Origin of the sequence: Pseudomonas sp. 5C2, assembly GCF_034314155.1 — a bacterium.
GTDB lineage: Bacteria > Pseudomonadota > Gammaproteobacteria > Pseudomonadales > Pseudomonadaceae > Aquipseudomonas.
Window position 1 is genome coordinate 1,029,958 of sequence record NZ_JAVIWH010000003.1, and the last position, 24,198, is coordinate 1,054,155.

A 24,198-nucleotide genomic window follows, 5' to 3' on the forward strand; every position below is an offset into this window, starting at 1 on the left:
TAATCAGCTACCTCGGACAATGGCGGCGATCTTAAGAGGAGACAGTCTCTGCGTATGTAGGAAAACGCCACCGCGCCTTACAGAAACGTCTGAGAGAATAGTGGCCGGTTTCCTACCTCAAACTTCGCACATTTAAGCTCGCAAAAGTTTGTAGGAAGTTTCCTTCATATAAGTCGGAAACTAGAGATTATTAAATGGCCTACATAGCATTTAATATTATATTCAGGCACTGTTTGTTCTAGCCGTAACAATAACTTTTATCACGAATACAACGTGATGCTATTAAACTGATCGATATTACGATGCACTTTCGTCTGGTACTTTTCTTTGTGCCGGTGGCATCGTGCACGTTTGGGTATGAGATGAGTGCTCGCGCTCAGTCCAGCCGCCCGCGCCCGAATGAAAATTCGGGCTATTGGGGCCAAATCTTGGCAAAGATGTGCGGGGAAGGCGTACTGCCCCCAAGGGAGCAACATCCGGAAGATGAGCGCTGATCAGAACAAGATCAGCGTTCTGCGACAGTCTTTCAATTGCAAACTAAGAGGTTGCTGTGAGCGCCAGGAGGGACGCCCGCGCGTCATTCCTCCTAGTGCGACAGTTTTTTACTCAGCGACAGTTTTTATTGTCTATAACCACGGTTTATCCACCTGTGGATAACTTATTCCACAGTCACTGATTTAGCGAGGTTGCGCGGCTGGTCGACGTCTGTGCCTTTGAGTACGGCCACGTAGTAGGACAGTAGTTGCAGCGGGATGGTGTAGAGAATCGGCGCCAGGGTGTCGACGATATGCGGCATGGCGATGACGTGGGTGCCTACGCCATTGCTCATACCGGCGTGCTCATCAGCGAAGACGATCAATTCACCGCCGCGTGCACGGACTTCTTGCAGGTTGGATTTGAGTTTTTCCAGCAACTCGTTGTTGGGTGCGACGGTCACGACCGGCATGTCGCTGTCGACCAGTGCCAACGGGCCGTGTTTGAGTTCGCCGGCAGGATAAGCTTCCGCGTGAATGTAAGAGATCTCTTTGAGCTTGAGCGCACCTTCCATGGCCACCGGGAACTGCGCGCCACGGCCAAGGAACAAGGTGTGGTGCTTCTCAGCAAACAGCTCTGCGACTTTTTCGACGGTGCTGTCCATGGCCAACGCTTCACCCAGACGGGTCGGCAGGCGGCGCAGCTCTTCAACCAGTTCAGCTTCAACGCCGTCCTCAAGAGTACCTTTGACCTGTCCAAGCGCCAGGGTCAGCAGCAGCAGGGCAACCAATTGCGTGGTGAAGGCTTTGGTGGAGGCAACGCCGATTTCCGGACCGGCCTGGGTCAGCAGGGTCAAGTCGGACTCACGCACCAGTGAGCTGATGCTCACGTTGCAAATGGCGAGGCTGCCAAGGAAGCCCAGTTCTTTCGCGTTACGCAAGGCCGCGAGGGTGTCCGCGGTTTCGCCCGACTGCGAGATCGACACGAACAGCGTGTCAGGCTGCACCACTACTTTGCGGTAGCGGAATTCGCTGGCCACTTCGACCTGGCACGGGATACCAGCCAAACCTTCTAACCAATAACGCGCCACCATACCGGCGTGGTAGCTGGTGCCGCAGGCGACGATTTGCACATTACGTACTTTGGCGAACAATTCAGCAGCTTGCGGACCGAACGCCTGCACCAACACTTGCTGTTGACCGAGTCGGCCTTCCAGGGTGCGCTGCACGACTTTAGGTTGTTCGTGGATTTCCTTGAGCATGAAGTGACGGAACTTGCCCTTATCCGCGGCTTCGGCGTCTTCACGATATTGCACGACTTCACGCTCGACTGGCAGACCATCCAGGGTCCAGATCTGCACGCTGTCACGATGGATTTCGGCGATATCGCCTTCCTCCAGGTACATGAAACGGTCAGTCACCTGCCGTAAAGCAAGCTGATCGGATGCCAGGAAGTTCTCGCCCAGACCCAGACCAATCACCAACGGGCTACCACTGCGGGCGGCGAGTAAGCGGTCAGGCTGTTTGGCACTGATCACGGCCAGACCGTAAGCACCGTGCAATTCCTTGACAGCGGCTTTCAGCGCGACGGTCAGGTCGCCACAGTCTTTGAGCTTGTGGTGCAGGAGGTGGACGATGACTTCGGTGTCGGTGTCCGACGTGAAGACGTAACCCAGCCCTTTCAAGCGCTCGCGCAGCTCTTCGTGGTTCTCGATAATGCCGTTGTGCACGACCGCCACCTCATCAGCGGAGAAATGCGGGTGGGCATTACGCTCGCACGGGGCGCCATGGGTTGCCCAGCGGGTGTGAGCGATACCCAAACGGCCAACCAACGGCTCGCCAGCAAGGGCTTGCTCCAACTCAACAACCTTGCCCGAACGACGGCAACGTTCCAGCTTCCCGGCATTGCTGAAAATAGCGACGCCTGCGCTGTCGTAGCCACGGTACTCAAGGCGTTTCAGGCCTTCGAGCAAAATGGCAGTAATATTGCGCTCAGCAACGGCGCCGACGATTCCACACATGGTTCTCTCCTAGCAAACGGCGGCGCAAATCAAGGTTATGCCCCGGGCTTGAATCTGTTCGCGTACCTCGGTGGGTAAACGATCATCGGTAATAAGGGTATGGATGCTGCTCCAGGGCAGCTCCAGGTTAGGAATTTTGCGACCTATTTTATCGGCTTCGACCATCACGACGACTTCGCGCGCGACCTCCGCCATGACTCTGCTCAAACCCAACAGCTCGTTGAACGTCGTAGTCCCGCGGCTCAAATCAATACCATCGGCACCAATGAACAACTGATCAAAATCGTATGAGCGCAACACCTGCTCAGCGACCTGTCCCTGGAAGGATTCGGAATGAGGATCCCATGTGCCACCCGTCATGAGTAACACCGGTTCATGTTCAAGTTCGCTCAGGGCTATCGCAACGTGCAGCGAGTTAGTCATCACCACCAGGCCAGGTTGTCGGCCCAACTCAGGAATCAACGCTGCGGCGGTACTGCCACTGTCGACGATGATGCGCGCATGCTCGCTAATGCATGATGCCGCAGCGCGAGCGATGGCTTGCTTGTACTTCGACACGGGCTGGCAACTATCGCCTATCAGCTCCTGCGGCATGGTGACGGCACCGCCATAACGACGCAACAGCAAACCATTGTTTTCAAGCGCGCCAAGATCCTTTCGAATCGTCACCTCCGAGATCTCGAAGCGTTTCGCCAATTCGTCGACACTGACTTCGCCCTGCTCGTTGAGCAAGGCCAGAATATTGTGACGACGCTGGGGGGTATTACGTTTCGACATGACAGCTTAAGTTTCGATTCGAAAGAAAACGAAAGCAATAAAAACCTATTAGCGTATTTCCGTCAAGCTGAAAAATACAGTGGATAACATTTCACCTGTGGATAACTGTAAGCGCTGGCTTATCTGCGAACCAGGCAAGGTGGTCCTTCAGGCACACCGAGTTGCGGCCTTAGCAAACAAGCCAGCTCCTACAGGGTTATTTGATTTTTACCGGTCGCTTCCACCCATCAATATTGCGCTGACGTGCACGGCCGATTGCCAACTGTTTTTCAGCAACGTCTTGAGTGATGGTGGAGCCCGCCGCCGTGGTGGCGCCGGATGAGATATCCACAGGTGCAACCAAGGAGTTATTGGAACCGATGAATACGTCCTCCCCCAACACGGTCCTGTGTTTGTTCGCGCCGTCGTAGTTGCAGGTAATGGTGCCAGCGCCGATGTTGGTTCGCGCCCCGACTTCGGCATCGCCAAGGTAAGTCAAATGCCCGACCTTCGCGGCTTCACCCAAATGCGCGTTCTTCAGCTCGACAAAGTTACCCACATGCGCGCGCGCATCCAGCACGCTGCCTGGGCGAAGACGAGCAAACGGACCGACATCGCTGCCCTCCCCCAAGACTGCCCCATCGATATGGCTGTTGGCTTTGATGATCGAGCCTTTGCGCAGGGTGCTGTTTTTGATCACACAATTCGGGCCAATGACCACATCGTCTTCGATGACGACACGCCCTTCGAGGATCACATTGATATCAATCAGAACGTCGCGACCCACGCTGACGTCGCCTCGCACGTCGAAACGTGCGGGATCGCGCAAGGTCACCCCCAGAGACATGAGCCGCCGAGCCTCCCGTTGCTGGTAATGACGCTCCAGCTCGGCCAGTTGCTTGCGATCATTAGCACCCTGGACTTCCATGGCATCCAGAGGCTGCTCAGTGGCAACCACCAGGCCATCGTTCACGGCCATGGCAATGACGTCGGTCAGGTAATACTCGCCCTGCGCATTGTTATTCGACAGGCGACCCAGCCAGTCTGCCAGTCGCTTGCCAGGCACCGCGAGAATACCGGTATTGCCTTCAGTGATGGCTTTCTGCGCCTCGGTCGCATCCTTATGCTCGATGATCGCACTGACTCGCTGTTGTTCATCACGCACGATGCGACCATAGCCAGTGGGATCGGCAAGATTGACCGTCAGCAAGCCCAACTGCTCGGCGCTGACCTTTTTCAGCAGGCGTTGCAAGGTTTCTACTTCGATCAACGGTACGTCGCCATAAAGGATCAGCACGTTCTCGGCAGTCAACTCAGGCAGCGCCTGAGCAACGGCGTGGCCGGTGCCCAGCTGCTTATCCTGCAAAATAAAGTTCAAGTCATCTGCGGCCAAACGTTCACGAACGATATCGGCGCCGTGACCGATCACCACATGGATGCTCTGTGGATTAAGTTGACGGGCGCTGTGGATAACATGGCCGAGCATGGAATCCCCGGCCACCGGATGAAGAACCTTGGGCAGCGCGGAACGCATGCGAGTGCCCTGGCCTGCGGCGAGAATAACGATATCGAGTGACATGACTGGCTACCAATCCTGGGGGTCAGCGACTGTGACCGGGGGTGATTTTCAAAAAAAGAAAAAGGGTAGCCGAGGCTACCCTTTTTCTCAATCGCGCAGAAAGCAGACGGGATTAACCGCCAAACTTTTTGCGAATTTGCTGAATCGTGCGCAGCTGAGCTGCAGCCTCGGCCAGACGTGCGGCCGCAGAGCCATAATCGAAATCTGCGCCTCTTTCATGCAGCGCCTTCTCAGCAGCCTTAACAGCCAGCTGAGCGGAGGCTTCGTCCAGGTCGGCAGCACGTTGCACGGTGTCGGCAAGTACCTTGACCATGTTCGGCTGAACCTCGAGGAAACCGCCTGAGATGTAGTACACCTCAGCTTCCCCGCCCTGTTTGATCAAGCGGATCGGACCTGGCTTCAGATCAGTGATCAGCGGCGCGTGGCCTGGAGCGATACCAATATCACCCAGGTTGCCGTGCGCAATCACCATCTCGACCAGACCGGAGAAAATTTCTCCTTCCGCGCTAACGATATCGCAATGGACTGTCATAGCCATTTGCTTGCCTCAACCTGATTAGCGCCCGTTGCCGGGCGCCGGGATTACAGTTTTTTGGCTTTCTCGATCGCTTCTTCGATGCCGCCTACCATGTAGAACGCTTGTTCTGGCAGGTGGTCGTAGTCACCGTTGAGGATGCCTTTGAAGCCAGCAATGGTGTCTTTCAGGGAAACGTATTTACCCGATGCACCGGTGAAGACTTCAGCCACGAAGAACGGCTGCGACAAGAAGCGCTGGATCTTACGAGCACGGTTTACCAACTGCTTGTCAACTTCCGACAGCTCGTCCATACCCAGGATCGCAATGATGTCCTTCAGTTCTTTGTAACGCTGCAACACGTACTGAACGCCACGAGCGGTGTCGTAGTGATCCTGGCCGATAACGTTCGGGTCCAGCTGGCGCGAAGTCGAGTCCAGTGGATCGACCGCTGGGTAGATACCCAGAGAGGCGATGTCACGGGACAGTACGACGGTGGCGTCCAAGTGGGCGAAGGTGGTCGCAGGCGACGGGTCAGTCAAGTCATCCGCAGGTACGTATACCGCTTGGATCGAGGTGATCGAACCGTTTTTGGTGGAAGTGATGCGCTCTTGCAGCGTGCCCATCTCTTCAGCCAGAGTCGGCTGGTAACCTACTGCGGAAGGCATACGGCCCAGCAGTGCGGATACTTCAGTACCGGCCAGGGTGTAACGATAGATATTGTCGACGAACAACAGAACGTCGTTACCTTCGTCACGGAACTTCTCGGCCATGGTCAGGCCGGTCAGTGCTACGCGCAGACGGTTACCCGGCGGCTCGTTCATCTGACCGTATACCAGCGCCACTTTGTCGAGAACGCTGGAGTCCTTCATCTCGTGGTAAAAGTCGTTACCCTCACGGGTACGCTCGCCCACACCAGCGAACACGGAATAACCGCTGTGTTCCATGGCGATGTTACGGATCAGTTCCATCATGTTTACGGTTTTGCCTACACCGGCACCACCGAACAAACCGACTTTACCGCCTTTGGCGAACGGGCAGATCAGGTCGATAACCTTGATGCCGGTTTCCAGCAGGTCGTTGCCGCCTGCCTGTTCCGCGAAGGTTGGCGCAGGACGGTGAATGCCCCAGCGCTCTTCGGTGTCGATCGGGCCAGCTTCGTCGATCGGGTTGCCCAGAACGTCCATGATCCGGCCCAAGGTCGCTTTACCGACAGGTACGGAGATGGCTGCGCCAGTGTCTTTGACTTCCAGACCGCGCTTCAAGCCTTCGGTGGAACCCATCGCAATGGTGCGGACCACGCCGTCGCCCAGCTGCTGCTGAACTTCAAGGGTGGTCCCGGCCGCGCTTTGTACCAACAGCGCGTTGTAGATGCTCGGTACGTTTTCGCGTGGGAATTCCACGTCGATCACGGCGCCGATGATTTGAACGATACGTCCGCTACTCATTAGCTGGATCCTCTGAATATTTGAACCGTTAAACCGCGGCAGCGCCGCCGACGATTTCCGAGATCTCTTGGGTGATCGCAGCCTGACGCGCCTTGTTGTAGACCAGTTGCAAATCGCTGATCAAATCACCGGCGTTATCAGTGGCGTTCTTCATTGCGATCATCCGCGCGGCTTGTTCAGCTGCGCTGTTCTCGACCACCGCCTGGTACACCTGCGACTCCACGTAGCGCACCATCAGGCCGTCAAGCAGCTCTTTGGCGTCGGGTTCGTAGAGATAGTCCCAGTGGTGCTTGAGTCCTTGATCCGGGGTTGCCACCAGCGGAATCAACTGCTCCACCGTTGGCTGTTGCGTCATGGTGTTGATGAACTTGTTGGATACCACGGACAGGCGATCAATACGGCCATCCAGATAGGCATCCAGCATCACCTTGACGCTGCCGATCAAGTCATTGATCGACGGCTCTTCGCCCAAGTGGCTGATCGCAGCGACGACGTTACCGCCGAAGTTGCGGAAGAATGCCGCACCTTTGCTGCCGACCACACACAGATCGATCTCTACGCCGTTTTCACGGTTTACCGCCATGTCCTTGACCAAAGCCTTGAACAGGTTGGTATTCAAGCCGCCACACAGACCACGGTCACTGCTCACAACGACATAACCAACACGCTTTACTTCGCGATCGATCATGAACGGGTGGCGGTATTCCGGGTTGGCGTTGGCCAGATGTCCGATTACCTGGCGGATGCGCTCCGCGTAAGGACGGCTAGCGGACATACGCATTTGAGCCTTGCGCATTTTGCTGACCGCCACTTTTTCCATGGCGCTGGTGATCTTTTGCGTGCTTTTGATGCTCGCAATCTTACTGCGAATCTCTTTTGCGCCTGCCATGTAACACCTATCAGGTTAGCAAGCGGGAGCCTCTCGGCCCCCGCTGCGGCTTACCAGGTTTGGGTGGCCTTGAACTTCTCGATACCGGCTTTGAGGCCAGCGTCGATTTCGTCATTGAAGTCACCCTTCACGTTGATCTTCGCCATCAAATCGGCGAGATCGCGGTTGAAGTAAGCAATCAGAGCCTGCTCGAAGCTGCCGATTTTTGGAATCTCGATGTCCACCAGGAAGCCACGTTCAGCGGCATACAGGGACAACGACATATCAGCGATAGACATCGGCGCGTATTGCTTTTGCTTCATCAGCTCGGTAACGCGCTGACCATGCTCAAGCTGCTTGCGAGTGGCTTCGTCCAGGTCAGAAGCGAACTGGGCGAATGCCGCCAATTCACGGTACTGAGCCAGAGCGGTACGGATACCACCGGAAAGCTTCTTGATGATCTTGGTCTGAGCGGCACCACCCACACGGGATACCGAAACACCGGCGTTCACAGCAGGACGAATCCCGGAGTTGAACATGGCCGATTCCAGGAAGATCTGACCGTCGGTGATCGAAATCACGTTGGTCGGAACGAACGCGGAAACGTCGCCAGCCTGGGTTTCGATGATCGGCAGTGCGGTCAAGGAACCGGTTTTGCCGGTTACTGCACCGTTAGTGAACTTCTCTACGTATTCTACGGAAACACGCGATGCGCGTTCCAACAGACGGGAGTGGAGATAGAACACGTCACCTGGGTAAGCTTCACGGCCTGGTGGACGACGAAGCAGCAGGGAAATCTGGCGGTAAGCCACTGCTTGCTTGGACAGATCGTCATAAACGATCAGCGCGTCTTCACCGCGGTCACGGAAGTATTCGCCCATGGTGCAGCCGGAGTACGGAGCAAGGAACTGCAACGCAGCAGATTCGGAAGCACTGGCAGCAACGACGATGGTGTTAGCCAACGCGCCGTTCTCTTCGAGTTTGCGAACCACGTTGGCGATGGTCGATTGTTTCTGACCAATTGCCACGTAGACGCAGAAGATGCCGCTGTTTTTCTGATTGATGATCGCATCGATCGCCAGAGCGGTTTTACCGATCTGACGGTCGCCGATGATCAGCTCGCGCTGGCCACGGCCGACAGGGATCATGGCATCTACAGCCTTGTAGCCAGTCTGCACAGGCTGATCTACCGACTTACGCCAGATCACACCCGGAGCAACCTTCTCGACAGCGTCGGTGAGGACGTTGTTCAGAGGGCCTTTGCCGTCAACTGGGTTACCCAGTGCGTCGACTACGCGACCCAGCAGTTCCGGACCAACCGGAACTTCGAGGATGCGGCCTGTGCACTTGGCGCTCATGCCTTCAGCCAGAGTCGTGTAAGCGCCCAATACCACAGCACCTACAGAGTCTTGCTCAAGGTTAAGCGCCATACCGAAGACGCCGCCCGGAAACTCGATCATCTCGCCGTACATGACGTCGGCCAGACCGTGAATCCGCACGATGCCGTCAGATACGCTGACGACAGTGCCTTCGTTACGGGCTTGGGAGGTTACATCGAGCTTGTCGATGCGACCCTTGATAATTTCACTTATTTCGGAAGGATTGAGTTGCTGCATTGCTCTGCTGCCCCTTCAAACTCAAGATTTCAATGCTTCGGCCAGTTGCGCGAGTTTGCCACGAACTGAGCCATCGATAACCAGGTCGCCGGCGCGGATGATGACACCACCTATAAGGGTGGCATCCTCCGCAGCGTGCAGGCGCACTTCCCGGCCGAGCCGTGCACTGAGAACCTTGGCGAGTTTGTCTTGCTGTTCTTCGTTCAATGCAAAAGCACTGGTGACGTCCACATCAACCGATTTTTCCTGCTCAGCCTTGTACAGGTCGAACAGTGCGGCGATCTCCGGCAATAGCGGGAGACGGTCGTTTTCGGCAACGATATGAATGAAGTTCTGTACTTTTACATCAAACTTGTCGCCACACACTTCGATAAAAGTGGTGGCCTTATCTGCGCTCGTCAGTCGCGGGGCCTTGAGTACGCGCTGCATTGTGTCGTTTTGCGACACAGCTGCAGCCAAGCCGAGCATGGCTGACCAATTGGCCAGTTGCTGGTGGGCCTGGGCGTGCTCAAAGGCTGCCTTAGCGTAAGGTCGGGCCAACGTGGTCAGTTCTGCCATGATCGCCCTCGCTTAAATTTCAGCAGCCAGTTTATTAACCAGCTCCGCGTGCGCGTTTTGATCGATTGTGGCACCCAGGATCTTCTCGGCACCGTTGACTGCCAGGCTGCCCAATTGGGCGCGTAGCGCGTCTTTGACGCCGTTCAGTTCCTGCTCGATCTCGGTCCGAGCCTGAGCCTTCACACGGTCAGCTTCGACAACAGCCTGTTCACGGGCTTCATCGATAATCTGATTACCGCGTTTCTTTGCTTGCTCAATGATTTCAGCTGCCTGAGCTTTAGCATCGCGCAGTTGCTGACCCACTTTATCTTGGGCCAACTCCAGGTCACGAGTTGCTCGGCTAGCAGCGTCCAATCCATCCGCGATCTTCTTCTGACGTTCGTGCAAAGCCGCGATGACCGGAGGCCATACGAACTTCATGCAGAACAGTACAAAAATGAAGAACGCAACGGACTGGCCAATCAGGGTTGCATTAATGTTCACGCCAACACCTCGCTCGTTCGTTGTCCATCACACTTGCTCAACTCGAAAAACCGAGTAATTAGTGAGCCAGTTGACCAACGAAGGGGTTCGCAAAGGTGAAGAACAGAGCGATACCAACACCGATCATGGTCACGGCGTCGAGCAGACCAGCGACGATGAACATTTTAACTTGAAGCATTGGGACCATCTCTGGTTGGCGAGCTGCGCCTTCCAGGAATTTACCGCCCAACAGGCCGAAACCAATTGCGGTACCCAGTGCGCCCAGGCCGATCAACAGTGCAACAGCGATAGCGGTTAGACCAACTACAGTTTCCATCTTTCCTCCCGACTTTTACGTCGTATTGGTTAGGTTTTTAGATTAAAGCGGTAAAGCAAAATCGTTTTTACAGCAGCCCTTCCGGGCACCCTCTCACCAACGCAAGAGGGTCATCAGACACGCGCCAGGCGAGTCTTAATGGTTCTCTTCGTGAGCCATCGAAAGGTAGACGATGGTCAGCATCATGAAGATGAACGCTTGCAGGGTGATGATCAGGATGTGGAAAACTGCCCACGCCCATTGCAGCACAACACCCAGGCCACTGAGCCAGAGCAGACCGCTGCCGAACATAACCGCGATCAGGATGAAGACCAGCTCGCCAGCGTACATGTTGCCGAACAGTCGCAGTGCCAACGAAATCGGTTTGGCAATCAGCGTCACGAATTCAAGCAGGAAGTTCACCGGAATCAACAACGCCTGAACAAAAATGTTCTTGCTGCCGAATGGGTGCAGGGTCATTTCGCCGACGAAACCGCCGATGCCCTTGATCTTGATGCTGTAAAAAATGATCAGCGCGAACACCGACAAGGCCATGCCCAGGGTCGCGTTAGGATCTGTCGTCGATACCGCACGGAACGGAATGTGCGAGTCGCCAGTGATCAGGACAGCCAGTTTCGGAATCCAGTCGACCGGTACAAGGTCGACGGCGTTCATCATGAACACCCAGACGAAAATGGTCAGTGCCAATGGCGCAATGACAGGGCTACGACCGTGGAAACTGTCTTTTACGCTGCCATCAACGAATTCCACCAGGACCTCGACGAAGTTCTGCAGGGCGCCCGGCTGACCAGAGGTCGCCTTTTTAGCCGCCATGCGGAAAATCAATACGAAGATCAAACCCAATGCTACCGACCAGCCGAGGGTATCGACGTGGAAAGCCCAGAAGCCCATTTCTTTGGCTTGAGCTGCGGAGTGGGCAAAGCCCCAACCGCCGGTTGGCAATTGACCAAAGGTCAGGTTCTGCAAGTGGTGCTGGATATAGCCCGAAGCGGTTTCTGCTGCCATGGTTGCCTCAAACGCCCTAAGGTCTCGAAAGTCTTGTTCTCATAAGCAGGGGAGCAAACCAGCTGACCGACTGGGTCAACATGAACACGCCGAATACAGCCAGCGGCGCCAGTGGCTTCACACCTACAAAGGTCAGCGCAAAAAACGCTGCCGTCAAAATCAGTTTGCCAGCCTCGCCGGCATAAAAAGACCGGACTATGGCTTGCGCTGCTCTAGCACCGGAAAACCGGAACGCCTTATGAGCAAAATACAAATTGGGCAGCCAAGCTATCAAACCTCCGCAAAGGCCTGAGTACCCAGCTACGACTCCGTGCCACTGCCACAGCGCCAAAGCTGCCAGCAGCAGGACTACACATTGAGCCAGCAGTACCGGAAAAACCGCCAAGCGATGGAACGGCAGGCGGTTTTGCGTGCGGCTTTCCATCACAACTGCTCCTCGAATGCCGGCCGCCAAAATCAATAACTTGGCATCATTTGTGCCGACAAAATGCGCGCAGAGTATAGGGGCGCTTTACCCCCTATTCAACTGTTAGGTAGTGATTTCCGACTACATGCTACAAAGCAATTGTTTCAGCGAATGTGAGCAAGGACACCCTGCAACTCATCCAGTGAATTATAGCGAATCACTAACTGTCCTTTTCCCTTCTGACCGTGGCGAATCTGCACCGCAGAGCCTAGGCGCTCGGCCAGGCGCTGTTCCAGGCGACTAATATCGGGGTCGGATTTGACCGGTTCAGAGGACCCGGCAGAGGCTGGTTTGCCACTCAACCACTGGCGAACCAATGCTTCAGTCTGGCGCACAGTAAGGCCGCGTGCGACAACATGTCGCGCCCCTTCAACCTGCTGTTCTTCGGGCAAACCGAGCAATGCACGCGCATGGCCCATTTCCAGGTCGCCGTGGGACAGCATGGTTTTGATGACTTCAGGCAAAGAAATCAAACGCAGCAGGTTGGCCACAGTAACGCGCGACTTACCCACCGCATCCGCGACTTGCTGCTGAGTTAGTTGGAATTCCTGCTGGAGACGCTGTAAAGCGACCGCCTCCTCGACAGGATTGAGGTCTTCGCGCTGAATGTTCTCGATCAATGCCATGGCGATAGCCGTTTCATCGGGCACATCGCGGACCATGGCTGGAATAGTTTCCAGCCCTGCCTGCTGGGCGGCACGCCAGCGACGTTCACCTGCAATGATTTCAAAGCGCTTGTCGGCAATCGGACGCACCACGATTGGCTGCATGACGCCTTGGGCTTTGATCGACAGAGCAAGCTCTTCAAGCGCCTGGGGGTCCATGTCGCGGCGTGGCTGGTATTTACCGCGCTGGATCAGGTCCAGTGGCAAATGCTGCAGTTCACGTTGATCGGCCTGAACAGCCTGTTCTTCCAGCGCACTGACGGTCGGACTGCTTAGGAGCGCGTCCAGCCCACGTCCGAGACCTCGTTTCTTAACGGCCATGCGGATTCCTTAATTTGCCTGAGCGGTGCGCGAGTTGCGACGTTGACGGCGAACCATCTCACCAGCCAAGGCAAGGTAGGCCAAGGCGCCACGCGATGTTTTGTCATACGTCAGCGCCGGCATGCCAAAACTCGGTGCTTCAGCCAGACGGATATTACGTGGGATGACCGTGTCGTAGAGCTGTTCCCCGAAATGCTCTTTGAGCTGATCGGAAACATCGTTGATCAAACTCAGTCGCGGGTCGTACATGGTGCGCAGCAAGCCTTCGATCTTTAGCTGCGGGTTGAGCAGCTCGGCGATGCGCTTGATGTTATCCACAAGGTCGCTCAGCCCTTCGAGCGCAAAGTACTCACACTGCATGGGGATAATGACCCCGTCAGCGGCAACCAGAGCGTTCAAGGTAAGCATCGACAACGACGGAGGACAGTCGATGAGGATGTAATCGTAATTCTCGCGAATAGGCGCCAGAGCGTTGCGCAGACGACTTTCCTTCAACTGCATGTCCAGCAGAACCACTTCGGCCGCCGTCAGATCACGGTTGGCTGGCAGCAACTGATACCCGCCGTGTTCGGAGAACTGCATGGCCTGGGCCAGATCGCATTCGCCGATCAGTAGGTCATAAACCGAATACTCAAGCGCGTGTTTATCCACACCGCTGCCCATCGTGGCGTTGCCCTGCGGGTCGAGATCGATCAACAACACACGGCGCTTGGTCGCGACCAGTGACGCTGCGAGGTTGATACAGGTGGTGGTTTTACCCACACCACCTTTTTGGTTCGCTATCGCGAATACCTTAGCCATTCTTGCTTGTGTTCCCAATCATGCCGTGCGGCGCAGTATCAGCAGATGACGTTGGCCCTGGCAACCTGGAACGGTCAAGGCTTGTGCGCTATCGAGGTGAAAATCTGTCGGCAATGCTACCAGCTCATCGGCGGGATGCAGCCCTTTCATCGCCAACCATCGCGTATCCGTGTCGCCCAGGTGCCGGGTCCACTCAGTAAAGTCTTCCAGACTGCTGAACGCTCGGGAAACGATTCCGGTGAAGGGTAGCTCAGGTTTGAACGCTTCCACACGGCTGTGGATAACTTCCAGGTTATCCAGCTTCAGCTCGAGTTTCACTTGAGTCAAAAAACGGGTTTTTTTGCCGTTGCTGTCGAGCACTGTGACTTTCATTTCAGGAAATAGGATCGCCAACGGAATACCGGGCATTCCGCCACCGCTGCCTACATCAAGCCAGCGATCGCCGGCGATGAAGGGCACTACGCTGAGGCTGTCGAGCAAATGCCGCGAGACCATTTCATCCGGGTCGCGTACAGCCGTGAGGTTGTAAGCCTTGTTCCACTTGATCAACAGCGCCAGATAAGCCAGTAACTGGCTGTGTTGGCTGTCGCTCAAGTCGACACCGAGTTGCTGGGCACCTCGGGATAACTCTTCGGCATGTTGCGGGGTGACCATAGAACTCAAGCGCTTTGCTCCAACTGACGGCCCGCGCCGCGTTTTTTCAAATGGATCATCAACAGCGAGATCGCCGCCGGGGTGACGCCAGGAATCCGCGAGGCCTGCCCGAGGGTCTCCGGACGAGTTATCCCCAGCTTGCTCTGGATTTCCTTCGACAGGCCGGAAATACCAACGTAGTCGATGTCTTCTGGCAATTTGGTGTCTTCGCTGGCGCGCAGCCGGGCGATTTCGTCCTGCTGACGGTCGATATAACCGGCGTATTTGGTCTTGATTTCAACCTGCTCGGCGACCTGTGGATCGCTACACCCATCACCGGTAATCGCTACCAGACTGGCGTAATCGATTTCCGGACGTGTCAGCAGGTTGAGCAAATTGTATTCGTGGGTCAGCGGCGTGCCGAAATGCGCGGAGATAGCATCTCCCTGCTCAGTGCCGGGACGTACCCACGTGCTTTTCAGGCGCTGTTCTTCCAGCTCGATGCTTTCACGTTTGGTGCAGAAAGCCGCCCAACGCGCATCGTCGACCAGTCCCAGCTCACGGCCTTTCTCGGTCAGGCGCAAGTCAGCGTTGTCTTCACGCAGGATCAACCGGTATTCGGCTCGAGACGTGAACATCCGATAGGGTTCTTGCGTTCCCAAGGTAATCAGGTCGTCGACCAGTACACCGATGTACGCCTCGTCGCGCCGCGGGCACCAGCTGTCTTTGCCTTGGGCGCGGAGTGCGGCATTGGCACCCGCAAGCAAACCTTGGGCAGCGGCTTCTTCGTAGCCTGTCGTACCGTTGATCTGCCCTGCGAAAAACAGGCCGCCAATTACTTTCGTTTCCAGACTGTATTTCAAATCACGAGGATCGAAATAATCGTATTCGATGGCGTAGCCAGGACGAACGATATGGGCGTTTTCCATCCCGCGAATAGACCGCACGATCTGCAACTGAACATCGAAAGGCAGTGAAGTGGAGATGCCGTTCGGATAGAGCTCGTGGGTGGTCAGTCCTTCGGGTTCGATGAAGACCTGATGACTTTCCTTGTCGGCAAAGCGGTGAATCTTATCTTCAATCGATGGGCAATAACGTGGACCAATACCCTCGATCACCCCGGAATACATGGGCGAGCGATCAAGGTTGGCCGCGATGATTTCATGCGTCCGGGCGTTGGTATGGGTGATCCAGCAGCTGACTTGCGCAGGATGCTGCTCTTTGGACCCCATGAACGACATGACGGGAATAGGCGTATCGCCTGGTTGCTCGGTCATCACCGAGAAATCCACCGAACGGCCATCGATGCGTGGCGGCGTACCGGTTTTCAAGCGACCTACCCGTAACGGTAACTCACGTAACCGTTGAGCCAAGGCAATTGATGGCGGATCGCCCGCACGCCCACCGGAATAGTTCTGCATCCCGATGTGGATAAGTCCACCGAGAAAGGTCCCTGTCGTCAAAACAACCGAGTCGGCCAGGAAACGCAGACCCATCTGTGTCACTACACCGTGAACTTGATCTTGTTCAACGATCAGGTCATCGCAGGCTTGCTGAAATATCCACAGGTTGGGCTGATTCTCGAGGATTTCGCGAACAGCCGCCTTGTACAGCACGCGGTCGGCTTGAGCGCGAGTAGCGCGAACGGCTGGACCTTTACGGCTGTTCAACACACGGAACTGGATGCCGCCTTTGTCGGTGGCAATCGCCATGGCGCCGCCAAGGGCATCGATTTCCTTGACCAAGTGGCTTTTGCCGATGCCGCCAATTGCGGGGTTGCAGCTCATCTGGCCGAGGGTTTCCACGTTGTGCGTGAGCAGCAGGGTTTTGGCACCCATGCGTGCCGACGCCAGTGCGGCCTCGGTACCGGCATGACCGCCGCCGATGACGATCACTTCAAAACGGGAAGGGAATTGCACCACGCACCTCGTGCCTGCTCTTGAGAAATAGGAATGGGAAATCAGGGCAGTCGGCAAGTATAGGGACTTCCCCCCCACGAAGGAACCTTCGTGCACAAAATTTAACCAGCTGTGGATGACTGGCAGATATAGAAATTAAAAAGAAAGAAATTTATAAATCTTTGTTTTTATGTTTATTTCTACTGAGCTACATTTCTGTGGATAAAATCTTACAGGCCTTTATATTCAATATGTACAGCGATTCAAAAGTCTGTGGTCATGTGCCTGTGAGGCCCTTGGATAAGTGGTTTAAGCCTGTGGATTAAACAGGTACTTGTCCACAGGGCGCTTTATCCTCTGTTTTTAGGCCTACTTATCAACCGAGCTGAGGGGCAGTTATTCACAGAGCTTAATCCACAAAAAAGCAGGCTGCTTGTTAAAAAAAAGGTACAGGTAGGCAACCGAGGCCAGAGTATTTCTGTTCAGTTGGATAAATGAGCGGCGGGGTTGGTTGTTGGAACGGGCTTGCCAGCGATCCTTTGATGCGTGGTGTCAGTACACAGCTATCGCGGGCAAGCGCATTCCTGTGAAGCAGGGAGTGTTATTTACCGATACAGAAACTGGAAAAAATTCGCCCCAGCAGGTCGTCTGAGCTGAAAGCGCCAGTAATCTCGCCCAGGGCCTGTTGTGCCTGACGCAAATCTTCAGCGAGGAGCTCACCGGCACCGGCAAGGGTCAATTGAGCACGGCCGTGCTCAAGCGACGTGCTGGCATGACGTAATGCTTCCAGATGTCGCCTGCGAGCGCTGAAGCTGCTTTCAGAGGTTTGCTCGTAGCCCATGCACTCTTTTAAATGGTTGCGCAGCAGTTCCAGACCTTCACCAGCGGCCATTGCGCTCAGGCTGATCGTCACGTGGCCATCGATGTTGCGCTCCAGGATGACGGGATCACCGCTCAAGTCAGCTTTGTTACGAATCAGCGTGACCTTCGCCGGATCTGGCCGCTGTTCAAGAAACTCAGGCCATAAGGCAAACGGGTCATTCGCTTCAGGTGCAGTCGCATCCACGACCAGCAAGACCCTATCAGCCTCACCAATCGCCTTTAACGCCCGTTCCACGCCAATTTTCTCGACCTTGTCGTCGGTATCACGCAACCCGGCTGTATCGACCACATGCAACGGCATGCCATCGATGTGGATATGTTCGCGCAAGATATCCCGGGTAGTTCCCGCTATCTCGGTAACAATGGCTGCTTCTCTGCCGGCCAACGCGTTCAACAAGCTCGATTTGCCAGCGTTGGGTCTGCCCGCAATAACGACCGTCATGCCGTCACGCAGCAGCGCACCTTGCCCGGCCTCACGCAAGACTGTGGATAACTCTTCGCGCACCGAATCGAGCATGCTCAACACATGGCCATCGGCAAGAAAGTCGATTTCCTCTTCGGGGAAGTCGATAGCAGCCTCGACATAGATCCGCAGATTGATCAGTTTTTCCGTCAAGTTATCCACACGCCGGGAAAAGGCGCCTTGCAAAGAACGCAGCGCATTACGTGCCGCTTGAGCGGAACTGGCTTCGATCAAGTCTGCTATCGCTTCAGCCTGCGCCAGATCGAGCTTGTCATTGAGAAACGCGCGTTCGCTGAATTCCCCAGGTCGAGCTAGCCGGCTGCCCAATTGCAGGCAGCGCTGCAGCAACATATCCAGCACGATGGGACCGCCGTGTCCCTGAAGTTCGAGCACGTCTTCGCCAGTGAATGAGTTCGGACCAGGAAAATACAGAGCAATGCCTTCATCGATCACCTGCCCCGTCTCATCGCTGAACGGGCCGTAATGGGCATAACGCGGTGTTGGCTCACGACCGATGATTGCTTGCGCTGCACTGCTTGCCAATGGGCCCGATATGCGCACGATGCCCACACCACCTCGGCCTTGGGCGGTTGCAATCGCAGCTATGGTTTCACGAGGGACGTTCATGGCCAGGCTCTCTAGGCAAATAGCGGATAGCAAAACGCCCCACGAGGGGGCGCTTTGCATGACTTACTAACAGGTTAGATCAAGCTTCCGCTTTCTTGGTAGCGGCTTCGATCTTACGTGTGATGTACCACTGCTGCGAGATCGACAGGCAGTTGTTGACTACCCAGTACAGCACCAGACCTGCAGGGAACCAGAGGAAGAAGAAGGTGAAGATGATTGGCATCAGCTTCATTACTTTTGCTTGCATCGGGTCCGGCGGAGTCGGGTTCAGACGCTGCTGGATAAACATCGTCGCGCCCATGACGATAGGCAGGATGAAGAATGGATCCTTGATCGAAAGGTCAGTGATCCAAAGCATGAATGGAGCCTGACGCATTTCCACGCTTTCCAGGAGAACCCAGTACAGCGAGAGGAAGACCGGCATTTGCACAAGAATCGGCAAGCAACCACCCAACGGGTTGATCTTCTCTTTCTTGTACAGCTCCATCATAGCTTGCGACATTTTCTGCCGGTCATCGCCATGCTGTTCTTTCAACGCCGCGAGTTTCGGTGCGACGGCACGCATGCGGGCCATGGATTTGTAGCTGGCTGCCGACAGAGGGAAGAAAATCCCTTTGATCAGCATGGTCAGCAGGATAATTGAGAAACCCCAGTTACTGACCAGGCTGTGGATATGTTGCAGCAGCCAGAAGATCGGTTGGGCAATGAACCAGAGAATGCCGTAATCGACAGTCAGTTCCAGACCTGGGGATAACTCTTTGAGCACCGCTTGGCTTTTTGGACCCGCGTACAGAGTGGCACTGGTTTGAGCGGTTGCACCGCTAGCAACGGTCAAAACAGGGCCAGTGAAGCCGATGATGTAGTTGCCTTGGCTGTCTTTACGCGTCTGCATGACATTGCTGTCGTTCTTGTTCGGAATCCAGGCAGTCACGAAGTAGTGCTGCAACCAGGCTACCCAGCCACCTTGAACGGTTTCTTTTAGCGCGGCTTTGTCGATGTCTTTCATCGACACTTTTTTGTAGGGTTCAGCAGGTGTACCCAATGCGGCGCCCAAATAAGTCGCCGTACCGGTCGCGGTGGTCGAAGACGGATCGCCACTCGAGTCACGCTTGAGTTGTGCAAACAGATTACCAGCCCATGGCTGACCGCTCTGGTTGTCGATCAGGTAGGTGACACCCAGATCGTACAGGCCGCGCTTGAAGGTAAAGCGCTTGATGTAATTGACGCCGGCATCTGTGAACTTCAGGTCAACGACCAGTTCATTCTGACCATCGGCCAGTTGATAAGTCTTTTGTACGCTGGTGTAAACAGGCCGACCTGATGCACGAGCATCCGGACCGTTGGTACCTGTCAGCCCGCTTTGTGCCAGATAAGTCCGCTCGCCGCCGTTATCGAACAGCTGGAACGCAATCTCCGGATGGTCTTGGCGTCGTGGATAAAGGGGCAACCGCAACTGTGCGACATCACCACCTACCGGGTCGATCTCCAGATTGAGCACATCCGTTTTTACCTGGATGAGATCTTTACTGATGGCGACTTGTGTTTCAGTCGGAGCAGCGGCGTCAGTGTTGGCGCTCGGAACATCGGCACTTGCAGAAGCATTCGAACCAGTCGCCGTATCCGGTATACCCGAAGCGGTGGTACTGGCAGCAACACTCTGAGTCGGCAGGGCAGCCTGACCATAGTCCTGGTTCCATTTCAGGACCCCGGCATAAGTCACGATTGCCAGGGCGACGATCAGGATCGTGCGTTTTATATCCATGATTACTCGGCCATCGAAGAGGAACGGGAGGTAGGAACGGGTGGAACCGGGTCAAAACCACCGGCATTCCACGGATGACAGCGACCTAAACGACGAAAGGCCAGCCAGCCACCGCGTAGAAGGCCATGATTTTCGATGGCTTCATACGCGTAGCAGGAACAACTGGGGTAGAAACGACAGTGGCTGGCCATTAGCGGGCTAATGGCATAGCGATAGAACTGGATCGGAACGAGTGCCAGTTTACGCATCTGGACTGTCTACCCCTACAGTTTCGGTTTTAACTTCTGGAGCTGGTCGGCTGCGTGCCAAACGTTTCCAGAGTTTGCCGAAATGCTGAATCAATTCGGGGTTTTCTATCTCACCCAAACCTTTGCGCGCGACGATTACGATATCCCAGCCGACCAAATCATCTTGGTGCAGGCGAAAGGACTCGCGCATTAGGCGTTTCAAGCGATTGCGCTCAACGGAGAGCTTTACGCTCTTCTTACCGATCACTAACCCCAAACGGGGGTGATCCAAGTCGTTGTTGCGCGCAAGGAGCAAGAGATTTTTCCCCGGAACCTTGCCGGTGGGGGAGTCAAAGACTGCCTTGAAGTGTCGGGGTGTCAGAAGACGCTTTTCCCGACTGAAGTCTCGACTCACCACCTGTGCCGAGTTATCAAACTGCCAAACGCTTACGGCCCTTGGCGCGACGACGCGACAGGACTGCACGACCGTTTTTGGTGGCCATGCGAGCACGGAAACCGTGAGTGCGAGCGCGCTTGATGGTGCTGGGTTGGAAAGTACGTTTCATGGCGTGTTACCTGGTTCGTCCACAACGGGCCGGAATGGCCCCCGTTTTAAGAGACCGGGGATTCTAGAGAAAGCAAGCCTCTAGGTCAATTTCCAACCAGCGTTTCCTTCATTTACTTCTCAACAGCCTTTTTCTCAGGCGTGCCGTTTTTGTCTGAGAAACCAGGACCTACCCTGTGATCAAATATAGAAATAAAGAAAGAAAGTATTTAAAGCTCTTTTGTAATGCTTATAAAAGCTAGGGAAGGCATCTTCTGTGGATAACCGCCTCTAGCCCTTTAAAATCAATGTGTACAGAGGATGATAATACGGTTGAGAAACGGTGCTCTACCTGTGCTGCACTGTCGGATAAGCTGTGCATGGAATGGCCTCTTATCCACAGGCAGGTTATCCACAGAGTTCAGACCTGACTTATGCAATGGGCTGAAGCACGCTTATCCACAGAGCTTATGCGCACGCCGTTGGTCGCGTAATTTCTGGATAAGGCCTTGATTCATCGTGATCTCAGAGCAACCTACATGTGGATAAGTCGGGCGCTGATCGTTACAATGGCGGCTGTTTTTGCCTCACCGGCTTTCAACTTAGGGGATATCCGTGTCAGTGGAACTTTGGCAGCAGTGCGTGGAGCTTTTGCGCGATGAGCTGCCTGCCCAGCAATTCAACACTTGGATCCGTCCGCTACAGGTCGAAGCCGAAGGCGACGAGTTGCGTGTCTATGCACCGAACCGTTTCGTTCTCGATTGGGTCAACGAAAAATACCTGGGGCGCTTGCTTGAACTGCTCGGTGAGCATGGGCAAGGACTCGCGCCTGCGCTTTCCTTATTAATAGGCAGCAAACGCAGCTCTGCTCCGCGTGCAGCTCCCAATGCACCATTGGCTGCTGCGGCGTCCCATGCTGTTACGGTCAATCAGGTTGCCGCGTTGCCGGTTCAGCAGACCTCTTCGCCAGCGCCTAGCCAAACGATTGCGGTCAGCGATGAGCCTTCGCGTGCGAGCTTTGACCCCATGGCTGGCGCTAGCTCTCAGCTGGCGCCGGCGCGTGCCGAGCAGCGTACCGTTCAGGTCGAGGGCGCACTCAAGCACACCAGCTACTTGAACCGGACCTTTACCTTCGAGAATTTCGTCGAGGGTAAATCCAACCAGCTGGCCCGCGCGGCGGCCTGGCAGGTTGCGGATAACCCTAAGCATGGTTACAACCCATTGTTCCTTTATGGTGGGGTGGGTCTGGGTAAAACCCACTTGATGCATGCTGTGGGTAACCATCTATTAAAGAAGAACCCGAATGCCAAGGTTGTGTACCTGCATTCGGAGCGCTTTGTGGCTGACATGGTGAAAGCGCTGCAGCTCAATGCCATCAACGAGTTCAAGCGTTTTTATCGTTCAGTTGATGCGTTGCTGATCGATGACATTCAATTTTTCGCCCGCAAAGAGCGTTCCCAGGAAGAGTTTTTCCATACGTTCAACGCCTTGCTTGAAGGTGGTCAGCAGGTCATCTTGACCAGCGACCGTTACCCGAAAGAAATTGAAGGCCTTGAAGAACGGTTGAAATCTCGGTTTGGCTGGGGGTTGACGGTGGCCGTTGAGCCACCGGAGCTTGAGACCCGCGTGGCAATCTTGATGAAAAAAGCGGATCAGGCGAAAGTTGAACTGCCCCATGACGCTGCCTTTTTCATTGCGCAACGTATTCGTTCCAACGTACGAGAGCTCGAAGGTGCCCTGAAGCGGGTGATCGCTCACTCGCACTTTATGGGACGCGATATCACGATCGAATTGATTCGTGAATCGCTGAAAGATTTGTTGGCGTTGCAAGACAAATTGGTCAGTGTGGATAACATTCAGCGCACCGTGGCTGAGTACTACAAGATCAAAATTTCTGACCTGCTTTCCAAACGACGCTCACGTTCGGTTGCACGTCCTCGACAAGTCGCGATGGCGTTGTCCAAAGAATTGACCAACCACAGCTTGCCTGAGATTGGCGATGTGTTTGGCGGACGCGACCATACGACCGTTTTGCATGCATGCCGAAAAATCAACGAGCTTAAGGAATCCGACGCGGATATTCGCGAGGACTACAAGAACCTGCTGCGGACACTCACGACCTGATGACACCAGCGCAGCTTATTAAGGCAAGGGACTAGACCATGCACTTCACCATTCAACGCGAAGCCTTGTTGAAACCTCTGCAACTGGTCGCCGGCGTCGTTGAACGCCGACAGACCTTGCCAGTGTTATCCAACGTGCTATTGGTTGTAGAAGGCCAGCAGTTATCGCTGACGGGTACCGACTTGGAAGTCGAGCTGGTAGGCCGTGTTCAGTTGGAAGAGCCCGCCGAGCCAGGCGAGATCACTGTTCCTGCGCGCAAACTCATGGATATTTGCAAAAGTCTGCCCAATGATGCGTTGATCGATATCAAAGTCGATGAGCAGAAATTGGTGGTAAAAGCGGGACGCAGCCGTTTTACTTTGTCCACATTGCCTGCCAATGACTTCCCAACAGTGGAAGAAGGTCCTGGGTCGCTGACGTTCAATCTGGTGCAGAGCAAGTTGCGCCGTTTGATCGAGCGCACCAGCTTCGCCATGGCGCAGCAGGACGTTCGTTATTACCTCAACGGTATGTTGCTCGAAGTGCACGCTGGCGTGCTACGTGCCGTCGCAACTGATGGTCACCGTCTGGCAATGTGCTCCATGACGGCCGAGATCGAGCAAGTTGATCGTCATCAAGTGATCGTGCCGCGTAAGGGCATCCTTGAACTGGCGCGACTGCTGACTGAGCAGGATGGGATTGTGAGCATCGTCCTGGGCCAGCATCATATCCGTGCTACCACAGGCGAGTTCACCTTCACCTCGAAACTGGTCGATGGCAAGTTCCCTGATTACGAACGCGTTCTGCCTAAAGGTGGCGATAAGTTGGTATTGGGTGATCGTCAGGCATTGCGTGAAGCGTTCAGCCGCACGGCGATTCTGTCCAACGAAAAGTATCGTGGTATCCGTTTGCAGTTGGCCAATGGTCAATTGAAGATTCAGGCGAACAACCCTGAGCAGGAAGAGGCAGAAGAAGAAGTCGGCGTCGATTACAACGGCGGCCCACTGGAAATTGGTTTCAACGTGAGTTATCTGCTCGACGTGTTGGGCGTGATGACAACTGAGCAAGTGCGTCTGATTTTGTCTGACTCCAACAGCAGCGCGCTGGTGCAGGAATCGGATAACGATGATTCCGCTTACGTCGTTATGCCGATGCGTCTGTAACTCCCA

The 24,198-nt window shown here is 55.0% G+C and carries 23 protein-coding genes; 2 read left to right on the plus strand and 21 right to left on the minus strand.

Annotated elements, in window-relative coordinates; translation table 11 throughout:
• Positions 1–658: 658 nt before the first annotated feature.
• The 21 genes from glmS to rpmH form a co-directional block, all read right to left on the minus strand.
• A complete protein-coding gene (gene glmS, locus RGU44_RS19560) occupies positions 659–2,494 on the minus strand; it encodes a glutamine--fructose-6-phosphate transaminase (isomerizing) (protein ID WP_322177101.1) in 1,836 nt (611 codons plus the stop codon).
• A 9-nt stretch (positions 2,495–2,503) separates the two neighbouring features.
• Positions 2,504–3,271, minus strand: a complete 768-nt coding sequence (locus tag RGU44_RS19565; protein WP_322177102.1) for a DeoR/GlpR family DNA-binding transcription regulator — start codon at positions 3,269–3,271, stop codon at positions 2,504–2,506.
• Between the two features lie 196 nt (positions 3,272–3,467).
• Entirely contained in the window at positions 3,468–4,829 is a 1,362-nt protein-coding gene (glmU, locus tag RGU44_RS19570) for a bifunctional UDP-N-acetylglucosamine diphosphorylase/glucosamine-1-phosphate N-acetyltransferase GlmU (RefSeq protein WP_322218691.1), read from the minus strand.
• 112 nt (positions 4,830–4,941) lie between these two features.
• A complete protein-coding gene (locus tag RGU44_RS19575; RefSeq protein ID WP_219063395.1) occupies positions 4,942–5,367 on the minus strand; it encodes a F0F1 ATP synthase subunit epsilon in 426 nt (141 codons plus the stop codon).
• A 44-nt stretch (positions 5,368–5,411) separates the two neighbouring features.
• Positions 5,412–6,791, minus strand: coding sequence for a F0F1 ATP synthase subunit beta (gene atpD / locus RGU44_RS19580; RefSeq protein WP_322177104.1), 1,380 nt, complete (start codon positions 6,789–6,791; stop codon positions 5,412–5,414).
• A gap of 28 nt (positions 6,792–6,819) precedes the next feature.
• Positions 6,820–7,680, minus strand: coding sequence for a F0F1 ATP synthase subunit gamma (gene atpG / locus RGU44_RS19585; RefSeq protein ID WP_219063393.1), 861 nt, complete (start codon positions 7,678–7,680; stop codon positions 6,820–6,822).
• A gap of 50 nt (positions 7,681–7,730) precedes the next feature.
• Positions 7,731–9,275, minus strand: a complete 1,545-nt coding sequence (gene atpA / locus RGU44_RS19590) for a F0F1 ATP synthase subunit alpha (protein ID WP_322177106.1) — start codon at positions 9,273–9,275, stop codon at positions 7,731–7,733.
• A gap of 21 nt (positions 9,276–9,296) precedes the next feature.
• On the minus strand, positions 9,297–9,833 hold the full coding sequence (locus RGU44_RS19595) for a F0F1 ATP synthase subunit delta (RefSeq protein ID WP_322177107.1): 537 nt from the start codon (positions 9,831–9,833) through the stop codon (positions 9,297–9,299).
• Between the two features lie 12 nt (positions 9,834–9,845).
• Entirely contained in the window at positions 9,846–10,316 is a 471-nt protein-coding gene (locus RGU44_RS19600; protein WP_322177108.1) for a F0F1 ATP synthase subunit B, read from the minus strand.
• Positions 10,317–10,374: 58 nt separating this feature from the next.
• Positions 10,375–10,632, minus strand: a complete 258-nt coding sequence (gene atpE, locus RGU44_RS19605; RefSeq protein ID WP_019694395.1) for a F0F1 ATP synthase subunit C — start codon at positions 10,630–10,632, stop codon at positions 10,375–10,377.
• Between the two features lie 135 nt (positions 10,633–10,767).
• Positions 10,768–11,637 carry a F0F1 ATP synthase subunit A gene (gene atpB / locus RGU44_RS19610; RefSeq protein WP_322218696.1) on the minus strand — a complete coding sequence of 290 codons (870 nt, stop codon included), beginning with the start codon at positions 11,635–11,637 and terminating at the stop codon, positions 10,768–10,770.
• Positions 11,638–11,653: 16 nt separating this feature from the next.
• Positions 11,654–12,061 (minus strand): F0F1 ATP synthase subunit I, encoded by a 408-nt coding sequence (locus RGU44_RS19615; RefSeq protein ID WP_219063388.1) that lies wholly within the window; start codon positions 12,059–12,061, stop codon positions 11,654–11,656.
• 146 nt (positions 12,062–12,207) lie between these two features.
• Positions 12,208–13,089 carry a ParB/RepB/Spo0J family partition protein gene (locus RGU44_RS19620; protein ID WP_322177110.1) on the minus strand — a complete coding sequence of 294 codons (882 nt, stop codon included), beginning with the start codon at positions 13,087–13,089 and terminating at the stop codon, positions 12,208–12,210.
• A 9-nt stretch (positions 13,090–13,098) separates the two neighbouring features.
• On the minus strand, positions 13,099–13,890 hold the full coding sequence (locus RGU44_RS19625) for a ParA family protein (RefSeq protein ID WP_219063386.1): 792 nt from the start codon (positions 13,888–13,890) through the stop codon (positions 13,099–13,101).
• A gap of 18 nt (positions 13,891–13,908) precedes the next feature.
• Positions 13,909–14,544 carry a 16S rRNA (guanine(527)-N(7))-methyltransferase RsmG gene (rsmG, locus tag RGU44_RS19630; RefSeq protein WP_322278481.1) on the minus strand — a complete coding sequence of 212 codons (636 nt, stop codon included), beginning with the start codon at positions 14,542–14,544 and terminating at the stop codon, positions 13,909–13,911.
• Positions 14,545–14,549: 5 nt separating this feature from the next.
• Positions 14,550–16,442 carry a tRNA uridine-5-carboxymethylaminomethyl(34) synthesis enzyme MnmG gene (gene mnmG, locus RGU44_RS19635; RefSeq protein WP_322177111.1) on the minus strand — a complete coding sequence of 631 codons (1,893 nt, stop codon included), beginning with the start codon at positions 16,440–16,442 and terminating at the stop codon, positions 14,550–14,552.
• Between the two features lie 580 nt (positions 16,443–17,022).
• Positions 17,023–18,393 (minus strand): tRNA uridine-5-carboxymethylaminomethyl(34) synthesis GTPase MnmE, encoded by a 1,371-nt coding sequence (gene mnmE / locus RGU44_RS19640; protein ID WP_322177112.1) that lies wholly within the window; start codon positions 18,391–18,393, stop codon positions 17,023–17,025.
• A gap of 79 nt (positions 18,394–18,472) precedes the next feature.
• Entirely contained in the window at positions 18,473–20,155 is a 1,683-nt protein-coding gene (gene yidC / locus RGU44_RS19645; protein WP_322177113.1) for a membrane protein insertase YidC, read from the minus strand.
• Between the two features lie 2 nt (positions 20,156–20,157).
• A complete protein-coding gene (gene yidD, locus RGU44_RS19650; RefSeq protein ID WP_219063382.1) occupies positions 20,158–20,403 on the minus strand; it encodes a membrane protein insertion efficiency factor YidD in 246 nt (81 codons plus the stop codon).
• Positions 20,396–20,797 carry a ribonuclease P protein component gene (gene rnpA, locus RGU44_RS19655; RefSeq protein ID WP_322177114.1) on the minus strand — a complete coding sequence of 134 codons (402 nt, stop codon included), beginning with the start codon at positions 20,795–20,797 and terminating at the stop codon, positions 20,396–20,398. Before rnpA ends, yidD begins: the two co-directional genes overlap by 8 nt.
• Before the next feature lie 16 nt (positions 20,798–20,813).
• Positions 20,814–20,948: a 50S ribosomal protein L34 gene (rpmH, locus tag RGU44_RS19660; protein ID WP_002551315.1), complete on the minus strand. Its 135-nt coding sequence runs from the start codon at positions 20,946–20,948 to the stop codon at positions 20,814–20,816.
• Between the two features lie 593 nt (positions 20,949–21,541).
• Here rpmH and dnaA point away from each other — a divergent pair.
• Together dnaA and dnaN are read left to right on the plus strand one after the other, a co-directional pair.
• A complete protein-coding gene (gene dnaA, locus RGU44_RS19665) occupies positions 21,542–23,050 on the plus strand; it encodes a chromosomal replication initiator protein DnaA (RefSeq protein ID WP_322177115.1) in 1,509 nt (502 codons plus the stop codon).
• 38 nt (positions 23,051–23,088) lie between these two features.
• Positions 23,089–24,192, plus strand: coding sequence for a DNA polymerase III subunit beta (dnaN, locus tag RGU44_RS19670; RefSeq protein ID WP_322177116.1), 1,104 nt, complete (start codon positions 23,089–23,091; stop codon positions 24,190–24,192).
• The last annotated feature ends 6 nt before the right edge of the window (positions 24,193–24,198 follow it).

Bases quoted from the DNA above. Each gene is read 5' to 3' on its own strand.
- glmS (WP_322177101.1), bottom strand. From the start codon at position 2,494: ATGTGTGGAATCGTCGGCGCCGTTGCTGAGCGCAATATTACTGCCATT.
- RGU44_RS19565 (WP_322177102.1), bottom strand. From the start codon at position 3,271: ATGTCGAAACGTAATACCCCCCAGCGTCGTCACAATATTCTGGCCTTG.
- glmU (WP_322218691.1), bottom strand. From the start codon at position 4,829: ATGTCACTCGATATCGTTATTCTCGCCGCAGGCCAGGGCACTCGCATG.
- RGU44_RS19575 (WP_219063395.1), bottom strand. From the start codon at position 5,367: ATGGCTATGACAGTCCATTGCGATATCGTTAGCGCGGAAGGAGAAATT.
- atpD (WP_322177104.1), bottom strand. From the start codon at position 6,791: ATGAGTAGCGGACGTATCGTTCAAATCATCGGCGCCGTGATCGACGTG.
- atpG (WP_219063393.1), bottom strand. From the start codon at position 7,680: ATGGCAGGCGCAAAAGAGATTCGCAGTAAGATTGCGAGCATCAAAAGC.
- atpA (WP_322177106.1), bottom strand. From the start codon at position 9,275: ATGCAGCAACTCAATCCTTCCGAAATAAGTGAAATTATCAAGGGTCGC.
- RGU44_RS19595 (WP_322177107.1), bottom strand. From the start codon at position 9,833: ATGGCAGAACTGACCACGTTGGCCCGACCTTACGCTAAGGCAGCCTTT.
- atpE (WP_019694395.1), bottom strand. From the start codon at position 10,632: ATGGAAACTGTAGTTGGTCTAACCGCTATCGCTGTTGCACTGTTGATC.
- atpB (WP_322218696.1), bottom strand. From the start codon at position 11,637: ATGGCAGCAGAAACCGCTTCGGGCTATATCCAGCACCACTTGCAGAAC.
- RGU44_RS19615 (WP_219063388.1), bottom strand. From the start codon at position 12,061: ATGGAAAGCCGCACGCAAAACCGCCTGCCGTTCCATCGCTTGGCGGTT.
- RGU44_RS19620 (WP_322177110.1), bottom strand. From the start codon at position 13,089: ATGGCCGTTAAGAAACGAGGTCTCGGACGTGGGCTGGACGCGCTCCTA.
- RGU44_RS19625 (WP_219063386.1), bottom strand. From the start codon at position 13,890: ATGGCTAAGGTATTCGCGATAGCGAACCAAAAAGGTGGTGTGGGTAAA.
- rsmG (WP_322278481.1), bottom strand. From the start codon at position 14,544: ATGGTCACCCCGCAACATGCCGAAGAGTTATCCCGAGGTGCCCAGCAA.
- mnmE (WP_322177112.1), bottom strand. From the start codon at position 18,393: ATGAACGTCCCTCGTGAAACCATAGCTGCGATTGCAACCGCCCAAGGC.
- yidC (WP_322177113.1), bottom strand. From the start codon at position 20,155: ATGGATATAAAACGCACGATCCTGATCGTCGCCCTGGCAATCGTGACT.
- yidD (WP_219063382.1), bottom strand. From the start codon at position 20,403: ATGCGTAAACTGGCACTCGTTCCGATCCAGTTCTATCGCTATGCCATT.
- rpmH (WP_002551315.1), bottom strand. From the start codon at position 20,948: ATGAAACGTACTTTCCAACCCAGCACCATCAAGCGCGCTCGCACTCAC.
- dnaN (WP_322177116.1), top strand. From the start codon at position 23,089: ATGCACTTCACCATTCAACGCGAAGCCTTGTTGAAACCTCTGCAACTG.